The sequence below is a fragment of the Streptomyces sp. FXJ1.172 genome, assembly GCF_001636945.3.
GTDB lineage: Bacteria > Actinomycetota > Actinomycetes > Streptomycetales > Streptomycetaceae > Streptomyces.
Window position 1 is genome coordinate 2,218,263 of the sequence record NZ_CP119133.2, and the last position, 14,011, is coordinate 2,232,273.

The window sequence follows — 14,011 nt, forward strand, 5'->3', positions numbered from 1 at the left end:
GGGACTGGGTCGGTGGCCTGGACCTCAACATCACCCGCTTCGTATCGTGGGACTCTGTCTTCGCGACGTGGGGTACTGCGCTGGCCGTGTGGAAGCTCGGGCGGATCGAGGAGAAGTGGACCGCTGGGCTGCGGCCGGCCGAGCAGCAGGCCGACTGACAGCGGTAGTGCCCCTCCCCCATCGCCCGCCCATGCCGCTCCTGGCGAGGGTGGCATCGGAGCGGCCATGGACGATGAGCGAGCCGTGGGAGGTGTGGGTGATCCAGTCCCCGTGCCGCCACACGCCCGGGTAGGCGCCGAAGTAGGCGTCGCGGTAGCGGCTGCCGTCAGGATCGTTCCAGAAGTACAGCGGCATCGACGGCATGGGCCGGGTGACGACGAGTTCGCCGACCTGGTCGCGAACTGGCGTGCCCTCGGAGTCGTAAGCGGCCAGTGCCACGCCCAAGTTGGGGGCGGACAACTCCCCTGCCCAGACGGGGGTCGTGGGTGCGCTTCCGGCGAAGCCGGAGACGACGTCCGTGCCGCCGCTGGTGGAGGCCAGTTGGATGCCTTCGCCCACGTGGTCACGGACCCACGGGTAGGCGGAGGCGGGCAGGGCGGAGCCGGTGCATCCGATGACACGGACGGCGGACAGATCGTGCGCGGAGGGTTCGATGCCCAGTTTGGCCATGGCCAGTGTGTGGTGGTCGACCGGCACGCTGCCCTGGTCGCAGCGGATGAACGCCATCGTCGGCCCGCGCTGACGCTGCCCGTCCAGGAACAGGAAGTCGGACACGATCATCCCGAGGGTGTCCAGGTACCAGTCCAGGGTGCGCATGAACGACCTTGTCTCCAGCACCACATGACCGAGGCGCTGAATGCGCGACGGCTCGCGCGGGGGCCGCTGGGTGGCGTTCGTCCGACGGTGGTCCGTGCCGAAGTTCAGGATCAGCGGCTTCTGCTCGGGCAGCGCGGGCAGCTGTTCGCCGCAGTGCACGACGCGGACCGGGAGGCCGGAGGGGTCGAGCAGCGAGACCGACTTCCCTCCGCCGGGCACGTTGATGTCCCGGACGGTATTGCCGGTGGCTGCGGCCAGCCGGTCGAGGTCGGTGCGCTCGTCCGCGCGGAACGCCGGCCCGACGAAGCGGGACGCATGCCCACGCCGGACGACCATGCAGGGTGGGCCCGCGAAGGTGCCGCGCAGCCAGAGTGCCTCCTCGGTGCGGGCGGCGATCGCGAAGCCGAAGTCGCGCGCGAAGACCTCGGCCCGGTCCAGGTCCGGCTTCTCGAACTCCAGCCAGGCCAGGTCCGCCACCTTGATCACGGGGTTCTGGGACCGGCCGGGATGTTCGCCGCGAAGGGCCCCCTGCTCACTGTGGAGGTCTTCGTGAGGTGTCGGCGGAGCGGGGGTCGCCTCCGATCCCGCCAAGCTGGCTCTCCTCGTCACGGGCGCGCTGGGCCTGCCCCTCATCCAGGTCGTCGGACTCGCGTTGAGCGTGCGCGCGTTCGGCGGTGATCTTCCCTTCGTCCAGGCCGGCGCCGTATACATGGCGGCACGCCTCGTCGCCAACGCGGCTCCTGTAGCCGGCGGACTGGGTGCCCTCGAAACCGGCCTCATCGCCGGCCTCACCGCGCTCGGCGTCACGGCCGGCGCAGCCACCTCGGCCGTGCTCGTCTACCGGCTGCTCACCTTCTGGCTGAACGTCCCACTGGGCGCCCTGGCCCTGCGCGCCGTAGAGCGCAAGGGCTACGCCTGACGCTGCTGCCGTCGCCGGCCTCAGGTCCCAGTCGGGCGGCTATCCGGTGGATCGCCGTCTGCGGCACGAGTTCCTGAACCCGCCGGATCTGCACCTCGCTGATGTCGACACCAGTGACGCGGGGTCCTGCCTCCGCAAGATCGCGCACGACCGGCACTCCGCTGCCGCAGCCGAGATCCAGCACTCTGCTGCCTTCCCCAAGCCTGGCGTTCAGGCTGGCAAGCCAAGGCTGGCACTTCGTGTCGGAGTTGTATGCCTCGTCATACAGGAGTGAAAGTGTGTCATACCCGCGCCGGACCATGTCCTTTGGGATCTTCAACAGTCACGACCAGGACGCGAACGCCCTTGATCCACCGATGCCCTCCCTCCTTGGACGCCGTGCCTGGAATCTGCCAGTAACCGATCTCGATGCCGACCGCGGCGCGGGCGAGGGCGCGTGATTGCAAGCAGCCGACACAGACCGCGCGCTCGCCAACCACCTTGTTTTCAGCTGGAGTTGGAAACTGAGTTCATGGGAATGCGGTTCAGGAACTCCAGGAGCAGTGCGCAGAAGGCTGCGGGCTGTTCCAGGGGTGCCAGGTGTCCTGCTCCTGGAATGACCACGAGGTCGCCCGAGGCCAGGTCACGGGCCAGGTCCTCCCCACCGCGGAAGAAGTCGGGCATGTCGTGCTCACCGACGGCCACCAGCGCCGGGAGGGAGAGAGTGCGCAGTGTGTCCGGGTCTTGGCTGAGCGGGTCCTCGGCCTGGTTGGGCTCGCTGTGCGCGATCCGCGTCTCCAGTTGGTTGCGCAGCATGCGGGCCGCGTGCGCTTTCACTTCGTCGTTTGCGTGCTCGAAGGTCCATGCCTCGAGCCCTGCCTGTACGGCAGCGTCGATGTCATTGGCTTCGAGTGAGGTTCGTTCGCGGTCCCAGGCCGTCTGGAGGCGCTCGGAGGGCTCCTGATCGTGCGGTCGGTAGCCCACCAGGACCAGACCGTCGACCCGGTCGTACGCCGTCACCGCCACCTGGAGTGACACCAGCGCGCCGAGCGAGTTTCCGGCCAGCACGAAGCGGTCGGCCCCGAGGTGGTTGAGTGTGTCGAGGACGTCCGTCCATGGCGCGACCTTGGGCTGGTGGTGCACGATCGCTTCACCATGGCCGGGCAGGTCCAGGGCGATCGCGCGGACGCCGGCCTCGGCGAGCAGGGGCAGGTGCGCGCTCCACATGGTCCGGTCCGTGGGGCGGGCGTGGAGCAGCACCACTGTCCGCCCTTGACCTGCCTGATCAGCGGGCAGCAGCATCGATGGGGGCCTTTCGGGAGAAGGAGAACGCGGGCAGGCGGCCTCGGCTGCGGACGGGCATGCGGCGTCGGTGAGTTCGTCGATCTCCTGGGCGCTCAGGCTCAGCTTCGCCGCCGCGATGTTCTCCTCCAGGTGAGCGACCTTCGACGTACCGGGAATGGGCAGCATGACTTCGGATCCTGCGCGCAGCCAGGCCAGTGCGACCTGGGACGAGGTCGCCCCGTGCGCGGAGGCGATGCGGTCGACCGGTCCGCCCGGCCTGGTGAGTTCACCGGCGCCCACCGGTGCCCAGGGGATGAAGCCGATGCCCTCGCGGGTGCAGTAGTCGAGGACGTCGGTGGAACTGCGGTCGGTGAGGTTGTAGCGGTTTTGGACGGTGACGATGGTGGCGATCCGCAGCGCCCACCTGATCTGGCCGACGGCCACCTGGGACAGGCCGATCGCGACGATCTTGCCTTCGTCCTGGAGGTTCTTCAGCTCACCGATCTGCTCCTCCAGCGGGACCTTCGGGTCGACTCGGTGAAGCTGGAACAGGTCGATGTGGTCCAGGCCGAGGCGCCGCAGGCTCATCTCGGCCTGTTGGCGCAGGTACTCCGGACGCCCGACGGGCGGCCAGGCCTTGGGACCGAGGCGGACCAGTCCCTGGTCGGTCTTGATCACATCGGGCCCGTTGCGGGTGAGACCGGCCTTGGTGGCGATCAACACGTCGTTCGGGTAAGGGTGGATGGCTTCCCGGATGATCTCCTCGCTGACGTGTGGTCCGTAGGAATCCGCGGTGTCGATCAACTGGACGCCGAGTTCGCCGGCACGGCGGATTACGCGGATGCATTCGTCGCGGTCGCCGGGTTCACCCCAGACGCCCAAGCCGGTGAGCCGCATGGCGCCGAAGCCGAGACGGGCGACCTTCTTGCCGGCGATTTGAAGCTTCCGGCTGCCTGGGCAATGGAATCGGTCATGAAGGTGCGTTTTCTTCCTCTGACGTGGTTTCGTGTTCGGCTGAAGCGGCGCGCTGCTCGGCCAGTCGCCGGAGCAGGACCAGCGCATCGCTGCCGGCGCTTGCGGGGTCGGCGCTGTAGACGGACAGGTGTTGACCGGGGGCACTGGTGACGGCCAGCGCTTCGAAGTGCAGGTGCAGGTCACCTACTTGCGGATGGTGGAAGTGCTTGTCCTCGTGCGTGCGCGGGCGGATCTCGTAGCGCGTCCACAACGTCGCGAACGCGGGGCTGCGCACGCTCAGTTCGCCCACGACGCAACCGATGCGCTCGTCATCCGCAAACCGCGCCGATGACGCGCGCAGGTTGTTCACGGCAATGCCTGCCGCCTCGTCCCAGTCTCCGTAGAACTCCCGGGCGAAGGGGTCCAGGAAGATCATCCGAAGCAGGTTGTCGAAACGGACGAAACCGCGGTAGAGCTCGCGGGCCATCGTGTTGGCGGCAAGGACGTCCTGGGCGGAGCCGACGACGAAGGCGGGCACGTCACGCATACCGTCCATCAGCCGACGCAGGTCCGGGCTGACCGTCGTGGTCGGCTGCACCGACGGCCAGGGGGTGGGCAGGCTCAGCCGGAACAGGTGGGCAGCCGCCTCATCATCGAGGCGCAGGGCACGAGCGATCGCCTGGAGCACCTGCTCGGACGGATGCCGCTCGCGGCCCTGCTCGAGCCGGATGTAGTAGTCCGTGCTCACCCCGGCGAGCAGCGCCACCTCGTCCCGCCGCAAACCAGGCACCCGCCGCGAACTGTCATCGGGGTATCCGACGTCCCGCGGCATGGTCATGGCACGGCGGGCACGCAGATAGTCACCGAGTCTGTTGTCTGCGTCCATGCGGACCAGGCTAGGCATGCTTTCGGACATGTGGGTGGGTGGACCGCACCCACCCAGGCCGGCCGGCGCTCCTCGCCTTCGCGTGCTTGTCGTCAGCCGAGCGCACGGCCGGCGAGCACTCGCAGGCGAAGTCTGCTTCGACCAGCCAGAACTTCCGGGTGGGTGCGGCGCGCCCTCCCAGGCCCACGGCGGCGCTCCTAGCGTCGACGGCATGACCGGAAGTGACACTGAGCGCACAGGGAGCACAGGGCCTTGTGCCTGCGCTCGCGGAACCGGCGCTCAGGCCAATGGCCAAGGTACCCGTGACGTGGGCGGCACCGCGGAAGCCCCAGTCTCTGAGCTGACGGGGGGCGCCCGCCTCGCGGCGCGAGCGCCCCTGCGGAGCGCGCTCGGCGGCCTCGGCCGCGGGACTGCTCACGCCGGAAGACGACGATCTGCGGTACCGAGCCGCATGCCGGACTTTCATCGAGGGCAGCCGGCGGCTCGACTTCGTCAACGACCTCGCCGAGCACGCGCGCGTAGGACGCGTGGGCATCCCGGTCGACACGATGGAACGGTTCGGTGTCACCATGGACCGCGCTCGCGCTCATCGACCCGCTTCGCCGCCGCTTGCAGGCCCAGCCCGCAACCACTCACCGCCGTCCCGCTCTTGGCCGAGCTGGTAGCCGAGCCGCCGGTGCCGGTCGGCCAGGGTCACTCCTGCAGGTGGCGGGCCCGGCGGAACCTGTCCAGGCCCTCGGAGAGGTCCACGATCGGGGCGGGGTAGTCGAGCGTTGCCCGGTCCGCTCCGGGGAGCTTCCACGGCTCGTGCACTGCAGGCGCGTCGATGTTCCTCAGTTCGGGCACCCAGCGGTGGACGTAGGTGCCGTCGGGGTCGTACCGCTTGGCCTGGATGACGGGGTTGAGGACCCGGCCCGGCCGGGTGTCGGTTCCGGTACCGGCCACCCACTGCCAGTTGAGCTGGTTGTTGGCGATGTCGCCGTCGACCAGCCAGTGCAGGAAGTGGGCGGCACCGATGCGCCAGTCGACGTAGAGCGTCTTGGTCAGGAAGCTCGCGGTCAGCAGGCGGGCCCGGTTGTGCATCCAGCCCTCGTGGCGCAGTTGCCGCATTGCGGCGTCGATCACCGGGTAGCCGGTACGACCTTCCCGCCACGCATCGATGTCGGCCTTCGCCGTGCGCTCGGTGCGCCAATGGTCGCCTTTGGTGCGGTAGTCGGCCCGGGCGGCGCCTGGTCGGGCGGCGAGCACCTGACGGTGGAAGTCACGCCAGGCGAGCTGCCGTACCAGCGCCTCGGCGCCCGGTCCGCCGCGACGGCGGGCCCGGTGCACCAGTTCCACCGGGGAGAGGGTACCGAAATGCAGGTGCACGGAGAGCCGGGAGGTGGCGTCGGCAGCCAGGTCGTCCCGGGTGGCCTCGTAGGTGTCCAGGCCGTGCCGCCAGTAGGCGGTCACCCGCTTGCGCCCCTCGGTCTCTCCGCCGGGCGGCAGGGCGGGCGAGACCCCGGTGACCTCGCTGCGGGCGGGCACCGGCTCGCCGTTCACGTGGTGGGGCACGCACACGCGACGCGGGGCGGCCACCGCCGTGCGCAGACGGGCCTGGGCCCACTGCCGGTAGTACGGCGTGAAGACGGCGAAGTGGTCCGACGAGGAGGGGGTCACCTCGCCGGGCGGCACGGCCACGGTGACCGCGTCGTGGACGAACAGGCGGCGGCCGCCGGACTCCAGGGCCCGCCGGAGCCGGTCCTCCCGGCGGGTGGCGAAGGCGCTGTGCGCCGCCGCCGTGTGCACCTCGTCGGCGTCCGCCTCCCGCACCGTACGACCCACCGCGTCCACCAGGTCGCCGGAGCGCACCACGAGGCGTCCGCCGCGCTCGCGCAGGGAGGCGTCCAGGTCGGCCAGGCAGTCAGCGAGGAAGGCGCTGCGGTTCGGCGTGGCGAACCCGACAGCTTCGACGGCCAGGTCGCGCACGAAGAGCGGGACGACCGCGTCGGCGGACTTCAGCGCCGCGTGCAGCGGCGGGTGGTCGTGCAGGCGCAGGTCGGAGGTGAACAGGACGACCGAGACGCGCATGAGCTTCAACTTCTCTCCACTGATGTGCGGCGGCGCGGCGCTCCCGGACGCGGTGCGGCCGGTCGCCAGGGGCTCAGCTGTGCGGGGCATGGTCGTACTGGGCGCGAGCGGCGGCGCCCACGATGTTACGCGCCATGCCTCCGAAGACGACCGCGTGGAAGGGAGAGACACTCCACCAGTACAGGTGACCCAGCAGTCCGCGCGGGTGGAACAGCGCTCGCTGCCGGTATCGGACAGGTCCGCGGCCGTGGCCGTCCACGCGCATCTCCAGCCAGGCCAGGCCTGGCAGCCGCATCTCGGCCCGCAGCCGCAGCAGCCGGCCGCGCTCGATCTCCTCCACCCGCCAGAAGTCCAGGCAGTCGCCCACCCGCAGCCGGCGGGCGTCCCGCCGGCCCCGGCGCAGGCCGACGCCGCCGGCGAGGCGGTCGAGCCAGCCCCGCACGCCCCAGGCCTGGGGAAAGGAGTACCAGCCGTTCTCACCGCCGATGCCCTCGATGACCTGCCACAGCGCCTCCGGCGCCACATCGGTCTCGCGTTCACGGACGTCGGCGTACAGGCTGCCGCCTGCCCAGTCCGGATCGGTCGGCAGCGGGTCGCTGGGGGCGCCCGGCACGGAAGCCGAGGACCAGCGCGTGGCCACCTGGGCTTCCCGGACGCGCTGCAACGCGAGGGCGACTGCCTGGTCGAAGCCGAGCGGATGGCCGGGCGGACTGGGCAGGTACCGCTCGATGTCCCGCTCCCGGCAGACCACTTCGTTGCGCAGGGACTCCGTGAGCGGGCGGGCGATCGAGGCCGGTACCGGGGTCACCAGGCCGACCCACTGACTGGACAGTCCAGGTGTCAGCACGGGCACGGGCATGATGAGCCGCCGGGGCAGCCCGGCGACGGCGGCGTACCGCTGCATCATCTCCCGGTAGGTGAGCACCTCCGGGCCACCGATGTCGAAGGCGCGGCTGACGTCGGCGGGCAGACGGGAGCAGCCCACGAGGACGCGCAGGACGTCCCGCACAGCGATGGGCTGGATACGGGTGTGCACCCAGCGCGGGGTGACCATCACCGGCAGCCGCTCGGTGAGATAGCGCAGCATCTCGAAACTGGCCGAGCCGGAACCGATGATGACGGCGGCGCGCAGGACGGCGGTCGGCACACCCGAGCCGAGCAGGATGCGGCCCACCTCGGCGCGGGAACGCAGGTGGGGGGAGAGATGCGACTCGGCAACCCCTTCCGGGGTCAGCGCGCCGAGGTAGACGAGGCGGAGGACGCCGGCCCGGCGGGCCTGCTCGCCGAAGACGCGGGCCGCTTCGCGGTCGGTCTGTTCGAAGTCTCGGCCGGTGCCGAGCGCGTGCACCAGGTAGTAGGCGATGTCCACGCCGTCCATCGCCCGTGCCACCGACGCGGCGTCGAGGACGTCGCCCTGGAGGACCTCCGCCCGGCCGGCCCACGGATGGTCTCGCAGCTTGGCCGGCGTGCGCGCCAGGCAGCGTACCCGGTACCCGGCGTCCAGCAGCTCGGGCACGAGCCGACCACCGATATAGCCGCTCGCACCGGTAACCAGGCAGGTCGGTGCGTCGTGAGCCGTCTCCCTGCCCCCGGTCGTCGTCTTGGTCGCTTCGTCCGCCACGGGTACCGTCCCTGTACTCGTCGTGCGCCGGTGCACCGCACCGCGCGGAGTCGGCGCTCGGTGATGTCAGCGCGGCCGAGCTTCCGGCGAATGCCCGCTGGACGAGTCCGGTTCCCGGTGGTGTGCCGAGGCTTCGGCGACCTGCTTCAGCGCCGATGCCGTGGCAGAGTCACCGACCTTGGCGGGTTGCTCGTGCGGGTGGCTCTCGTGGTGAAAGTGGGAGGGCGCGAGCCTGTCGCCGGGGCCGTGGTGCTGCGACAAGGTGTCGGTGGAGTCCGTGAGGGCAGGGACGGCGCCGGCTGCACCGGGCCGGCTACCGCCCTGGCCGTTCTCGGCGTTTCCGGCCCTGTTGGCCTGGGCCGCCTCCTCCGGCGCGCCTCGTCGGGCGCCCGGCTGGGTCAGCCACGCCACGGCCGCGCCGGTGAGAGCCACGGGCCATTCCACCACCCCGGCGACGCCGAGCACCCCGGCTCCGGTATAGACCGCCACCCGCCGACCGCGTGGAGAGATCGCTCCGATCCACTGCAGCACGCTGTCGCCGGCCTTGCTCACCTGCTGGGCTCCAGGCAGCCGGCGCAGCCCGGAGCCGACCGCCCGGAACGGCTGCGGAAGATCCGACGAACCTGTCTTGACCTGGCTCATCTCCTGCTCCCTCCACGCGTCCTCAAGGGGTGTGAGCCCCGAGTTTCCCGATGTCACACCGCATATGCCCCCGTGCAGGCGTTATTGCAAGCGTTATCCGGTTCCGGGGCCCTGGTGCGTCCGGTCTCCGATGGCGTGTTCGAGGGCAGGCTGGGGGAACTCGGGGCGCACGGGTCTGGGCCTGGACGAGGTGCTGCGGGCAGCGGAGGATGCGGCGCCGGTGGAGTCAGTGGATGTGGTCGCCCGAAACCTGGAGAAACGGTTCTCGGCGACAGAGGTGTCGTTCCTGTTCGTCGACCTGATCGGGCAGGAAGCCGTGCGCCTGCCCAGAGCCGGTACGGCGGGGCAGACGCGCGGCGAGGCGGAGAGATGCGAGCCGGCGGGCAGCGTCCATGACCGGGTCCTGCGCAGCCAGCGCCTGCACCAGGAGGACGGGGAGGGCGGGTGCCGGATTCTGGCGGCCGGTGACGAACCGCGGCGACTGCATCGGCGTACTGGACCTGGTCGTGCCGCACGCGGACGACACGGTCCGCGACGCGGTCGTGCACGCAGCGCACGCGCTCGCATACATCGTGGTCACCGACCGCCGCTTCACGGATCTCTACCACTGGGGTCGGCGCACCACTGAGGTGAGTCTTGCCGCGGAGATCCAGCACCAGCTACTGCCCTCGGCCTCCTGCTACTGCCCTCGGCCTCCTGCTGCGAGGCGGCCCAGTTCACCCTGGCCTGCGGTCTGGTCCCGGCCGACGCCATCGGCGGTGACACCTACGACTACGCCCTCAACCAGCACAGGCTGTATCTCTCGATCACTGACGCGATGGGGCATGACACCGCTTCCGCCTTGCTGGCCACGCTCACGGTCAATGCCCTGCGCGGAGCCCGCCGCGCCGCTGCAGGTGTCCGACACAGATACGGAACGCATGGTGCGACAACCCCCGTGGGCGAACGGAGGAGGCACGGTGAAAGTTCCCGGCAGGCGTGTTCAGCGATCGGTCGGTGTCACGGGGTGGCCGGCCGGGGCGTTGGGCTCCTGAGCCAGGCGAGGTGGCCCAGACGGGGCCGTACGACGGTGTCCATGCTCCAGGTGGCGCCCGCGTAGCAGTGGAGCAGGGCGAGTGAGGCGACGATGAAGGCGACCAACGGCCTCGGCAGTGGACCAGATACCCAGCGAGTGCAGGGCGCTGCCGATGAAGGCCACGGTACTGAACAGTCCGAGGATCAGACATAAGGCGATGAAGGACTCGATCACCGCGGCGTCGATGGCAGAGGTTTGGGGCGAGGCGGTGGCGACGGCGTGCCAGGCCTGGATCCACTGGTGGAGGACCGGTGCGTGGACGGTACTTCCCTGGCCGAGTTCGTCACTCAGGGTCTTGCCGCGGATGAAGCCCGGTAGCCGTTTGAAGGACGCGTCGACGGCCCACACGAGTCCGAAGGCGATGCGGACGGCGGCGGCGCGGTGAGGCCTTCGTAGATTCGCGTCCGGTCCGGCATCGAGGCCGAGGGGGGACGTTCCCCCGGGGCAGCGGCGGACGTGGTCATGGCTCTGCTTCCCTCCGATCGTCGCAACGGGTCGGAGCGACCGCGGCTCAACGCGGCGGTGTCCGTGTCACGAAGCGGGTAACTGGGCCACCCCGTGCTGGGGTGCCGCTTTGCCGAGCGGAGCACCCCGTTACGGCATAAGCATGTCAATCACTGCACCCCTCACCAGGGGCGTGAAACACCTCACACTTCATCGACTCAATGGCATGCCTGGTGTCTCCTGTGATCGCTGCGCCCCAAAGGTCCGATTGACCCTGAAGATGCCGGGTGCGGCAGGGTCCCCGTTCGAAGTGGTGTTCATCCTCCTGTCGCTCGCCGGGCTGCTGCCGCCCGTTCGCGTCTTCTTCCCCCGCCTGACGACCACCGGCTGACCTGGGCACCCGTCAGCGCTCGCGCCTGCCCGCGCCGGTGAACCGGACGTGGGCGTAGTCCCAGCGTCCGGTCTGCTTATTCGGCGACGGGATGGCGAGGAGGCGAGTGGTTGGTCAGCCTCTTCGTCACCCCGGCGATGCTGCCGCGCTGGCGCCGAGAACTGGTCCTGTGTCTCGCGCGGGAGAATCCGCTGCGGGGAAACCCGCAAAGTGCTGACATACAGTCACATCCGAGGCGTGTCCGCAGATACATGAAGTTAACTTCCCCGACTCGGGTGTGAGACCGGTCCGGCCGACGATCGCAATACCTATCAAGCGACAGGTATCTGTCGACCGATCGGAGGTGCGGCGATGGGCCGGCCCGAACTCCCCCTTGCGCAGGACCCTGGCGGCGGTGGCACGACCGGCCACGCCCACTTCGGCTACCCGCAGGAACTCCGCCGCGGCGTAGGCAGCTTCGCGTCGTTCGCCGCGGGCTTCTCCTTCGTGTCGATCCTCACCACCGTCTTCCAGCTGTTCGGCTTGGGCTTCGGTCTCGGCGGCGCGGCGTTCTTCTGGACCTGGCCGCTGGTCTTTGCGGGCCAACTCCTCGTCGCGCTGTGTTTCGCCGAACTGGCCGCACGCTGGCCCGTATCCGGGGCGATCTACCAGTGGTCGAGCCGACTGACCGGCACCACGACGGGCTGGTTCGTCGGCTGGATCATGATCATCGGGCAGGTACTCACAGTCGCGGCGGCCGCGATCGCGGCGCAGGCGGTGCTGCCCGGTATCTGGTCCGGTTTCCAGATCGTCGGCGGCCCGGGTGCCGATCCGTCGGTCGCCTCCCCGACCGGCGCGCAGAACGCGGTCCTGCTGGGATGCGTTCTGCTGGTGATCACGACGGTGGTGAACATCCTGGGAATCCGCCAGATGGCCGCCGCCACCAGCTTCGGCGTCACGGTCGAGATCATCGGCGTGCTCGCGCTGGTGCTGATCCTCTTCTTCCTGCCCGAGCGGGGTCCGCAGGTGGTGGCCCACCCCACCGGCTGGGCCGGCCACGGCGGCTACTTCGGGGCCTTCCTCGCGTCCTCACTGATGGCGGCGTACGTGATGGTCGGTTTCGACTCGGCCGGCGAGCTGGCGGAGGAGACCCACAGCCCGCGCAGAACCACTCCCCGGACCATCCTGCGGGCCCTGATCACCTCGGGTGTCGGCGGCGCGTTGCTGATCCTGTCGGGGCTGATGGCGGCGCGCGGCCTGACCGACGGAAAACTGGCAGCCGGTGGTCTGTCCTGGGTGCTCACCGACCGGCTCGGCGGGGTTCTGGGCCGCCTGCTGCTGTGCTGCGTGGCGGTCGCGGTGTTCGCGTGCACCCTGGCCGTGCAGACCTCCGGGGCGCGGATGATGTACTCCATGGCGCGCGAAGGCGCCCTGCCCTTCCACCGGCACCTCGGCAAGGTCTCGGCCCGCACCGGTACGCCGATCATCACGTCGATCGTGGTGGGCGTCGGCGCCGCGATCGCACTCGTGGTCAACATCCGCCAGTCGGCGATCTTCACCGCCCTGTCCAGCCTCTGCATCGCCCTGCTGTACCTGGCCTATCTGGGCGTGACGGTGCCCCTGCTGGTCACCCGGATCCGGCGAAGGGGCAGCGGGGGGCTGCCGGCGGGCGTCGACGAGACCGGCCGGCCCCTGTTCTCGCTGGGCCGGTGGGGAGTGGCGGTCAACACGCTCGCCGTGCTCTACCAGACCGGCATGACGGTCAACCTGATCTGGCCCCGTGCGGAGATCTACGACCTCACCGGCGGCACCTGGTGGCTGCGGTGGAGCGCCCCGCTGTTCATCGGGCTCAGCCTCGCCGCCGGTGCCGGTTACTTCCTCGCCCGCCGGCTGCACCGCCGTATCGAGCTGAGGCACGTACCGCACACGCACATCGAGCCGCCCCTGGACACGCCGGCCGTCGCGGAGCCCGCCTGAGGGCCCGTGTGACGTGAGGGGACGCATCGATGACGTACCGACGAAGCGACGACGGGACATCCATGACCACCACCGAGAGCTCGACGGCCGTACCGCAGCACGGCCGCTACGCGACCGGGCAGGCTCCCGCCCGCGCCCGTGATCTGCACCTGACCGACAGCGTCCGAAGCGCCCGCGACGACGCCCGCGCCCAGGGCGGGCAGGCCGGCGCGTGGATGCCGTACCTTCCGGCGTCGGACAGCCCGTACTGCCCGCCGGGGGTGGACCCGGCTGCCCTGGTGTGGGCGGAGACAGTGGCGCCCGGCGGCTACACGCACAAGATCCTTGCTCGCGGTACGCGGCTGCGCTTCGACGACCCGAGCGGTGACGCCTGCGCCCACCTGCTGCTCTTCAACGCCCTGGAGCCGGTGGAGCGGCTGAACGTCGCCGACACCCAGAAGGTGCCGTGGCAGGCGTATCCGGGCCAGGACCATCCGCTGCTCTCCGGCGACGGCCGGGTCCTGGCCGTGGTCAGCGGTGACTCCTCCGGGCGGCACGACGCCTTCTGCGGCACCACCACCGACGCCTGGAACGAGCGCAAGTACGGTGACGCCCGCCCCGAGGGGCCGTCGCCGTCCGGCCGCGGGCTCTTCCTCAAGGCCGCCGCCAAGCACGGTCTGACCCGGCGCGACCTGCCACCCAGCCTGTCCTTCTTCCAGGGCGTGCGCGTCGAACCGGACGGCACCCTGACCTGGCAGGGCAGCGCGGGGGCGGGCACGCATGTCGAACTCGTCGCGGAGATGCCCCTGCTGGTGCTGGTCGCGAATGTCGCCCACCCACTGGATCCTCGTCCCGGCTATGTAGTCGGCCCACTGCGGGTGCACGCCTGGCGTGGTGCCCCGACCGGCCCCGGCGAGCCGCGGTTCACGGCGACTCCGGAACTGCACCGGGCGTACCTCAACACCGTCGACTACTGCGAAGCCCGGGGGTTGTGA

Annotated in this window: 12 protein-coding genes and 2 pseudogenes; 5 read left to right on the forward strand and 9 right to left on the reverse strand. The window is 70.2% G+C overall.

The genetic code is table 11. From position 1 onward, the window contains the following. Nucleotides 1-30: 30 nt before the first annotated feature. Nucleotides 31-1,302: a hypothetical protein gene (locus A6P39_RS09875; RefSeq protein ID WP_443052846.1), complete on the reverse strand. Its 1,272-nt coding sequence runs from the start codon at nt 1,300-1,302 to the stop codon at nt 31-33. Between the two features lie 106 nt (nt 1,303-1,408). On the opposite strand from A6P39_RS09875, the gene A6P39_RS09880 reads away from it, so the two are divergent. Continuing rightward, nucleotides 1,409-1,735 (forward strand): lysylphosphatidylglycerol synthase domain-containing protein, encoded by a 327-nt coding sequence (locus A6P39_RS09880; protein WP_079133307.1) that lies wholly within the window; start codon nt 1,409-1,411, stop codon nt 1,733-1,735. Here A6P39_RS09880 and A6P39_RS09885 read toward each other — a convergent pair. The 7 genes and pseudogenes from A6P39_RS09885 to A6P39_RS09910 form a co-directional block, all read right to left on the reverse strand. Then, nucleotides 1,665-2,036, reverse strand: coding sequence for a class I SAM-dependent methyltransferase (locus tag A6P39_RS09885; protein WP_079133308.1), 372 nt, complete (start codon nt 2,034-2,036; stop codon nt 1,665-1,667). The two genes, A6P39_RS09880 and A6P39_RS09885, sit on opposite strands and share 71 nt — an antisense overlap. A gap of 185 nt (nt 2,037-2,221) precedes the next feature. After that, nucleotides 2,222-3,016, reverse strand: coding sequence for an alpha/beta fold hydrolase (locus A6P39_RS45460; protein ID WP_067044671.1), 795 nt, complete (start codon nt 3,014-3,016; stop codon nt 2,222-2,224). 60 nt (nt 3,017-3,076) lie between these two features. Then, nucleotides 3,077-3,972: pseudogene (locus A6P39_RS45465) on the reverse strand (aldo/keto reductase); the annotation flags it as partial. Then, nucleotides 3,969-4,838, reverse strand: a complete 870-nt coding sequence (locus tag A6P39_RS09895) for a helix-turn-helix transcriptional regulator (protein WP_067044540.1) — start codon at nt 4,836-4,838, stop codon at nt 3,969-3,971. The pseudogene A6P39_RS45465 and the gene A6P39_RS09895, both read right to left, overlap by 4 nt. 693 nt (nt 4,839-5,531) lie before the next feature. Beyond that, complete coding sequence (locus A6P39_RS09900) at nt 5,532-6,908, reverse strand: cryptochrome/photolyase family protein (RefSeq protein WP_067044674.1); 1,377 nt, start codon at nt 6,906-6,908, stop codon at nt 5,532-5,534. A 73-nt stretch (nt 6,909-6,981) separates the two neighbouring features. Beyond that, nucleotides 6,982-8,529, reverse strand: coding sequence for an SDR family oxidoreductase (locus A6P39_RS09905; RefSeq protein ID WP_079133309.1), 1,548 nt, complete (start codon nt 8,527-8,529; stop codon nt 6,982-6,984). A gap of 66 nt (nt 8,530-8,595) precedes the next feature. Continuing rightward, nucleotides 8,596-9,171, reverse strand: a complete 576-nt coding sequence (locus A6P39_RS09910; protein ID WP_067044543.1) for a hypothetical protein — start codon at nt 9,169-9,171, stop codon at nt 8,596-8,598. Nucleotides 9,172-9,301: 130 nt separating this feature from the next. On the opposite strand from A6P39_RS09910, the pseudogene A6P39_RS09915 reads away from it, so the two are divergent. Beyond that, nucleotides 9,302-10,060, forward strand: a pseudogene (locus A6P39_RS09915) (PP2C family protein-serine/threonine phosphatase); the annotation flags it as partial. Between the two features lie 110 nt (nt 10,061-10,170). Here A6P39_RS09915 and A6P39_RS09920 read toward each other — a convergent pair. Next, nucleotides 10,171-10,311: a hypothetical protein gene (locus A6P39_RS09920; protein ID WP_159396006.1), complete on the reverse strand. Its 141-nt coding sequence runs from the start codon at nt 10,309-10,311 to the stop codon at nt 10,171-10,173. 647 nt (nt 10,312-10,958) lie between these two features. Here A6P39_RS09920 and A6P39_RS09925 point away from each other — a divergent pair. From A6P39_RS09925 to A6P39_RS09935, 3 genes are all read left to right on the forward strand, one after another. Further along, nucleotides 10,959-11,081: a hypothetical protein gene (locus A6P39_RS09925; RefSeq protein ID WP_267893303.1), complete on the forward strand. Its 123-nt coding sequence runs from the start codon at nt 10,959-10,961 to the stop codon at nt 11,079-11,081. 351 nt (nt 11,082-11,432) lie between these two features. Further along, nucleotides 11,433-13,037, forward strand: a complete 1,605-nt coding sequence (locus A6P39_RS09930; protein WP_067044557.1) for an amino acid permease — start codon at nt 11,433-11,435, stop codon at nt 13,035-13,037. A gap of 62 nt (nt 13,038-13,099) precedes the next feature. Next, nucleotides 13,100-14,011: an urea amidolyase associated protein UAAP1 gene (locus A6P39_RS09935; protein WP_067044560.1), complete on the forward strand. Its 912-nt coding sequence runs from the start codon at nt 13,100-13,102 to the stop codon at nt 14,009-14,011.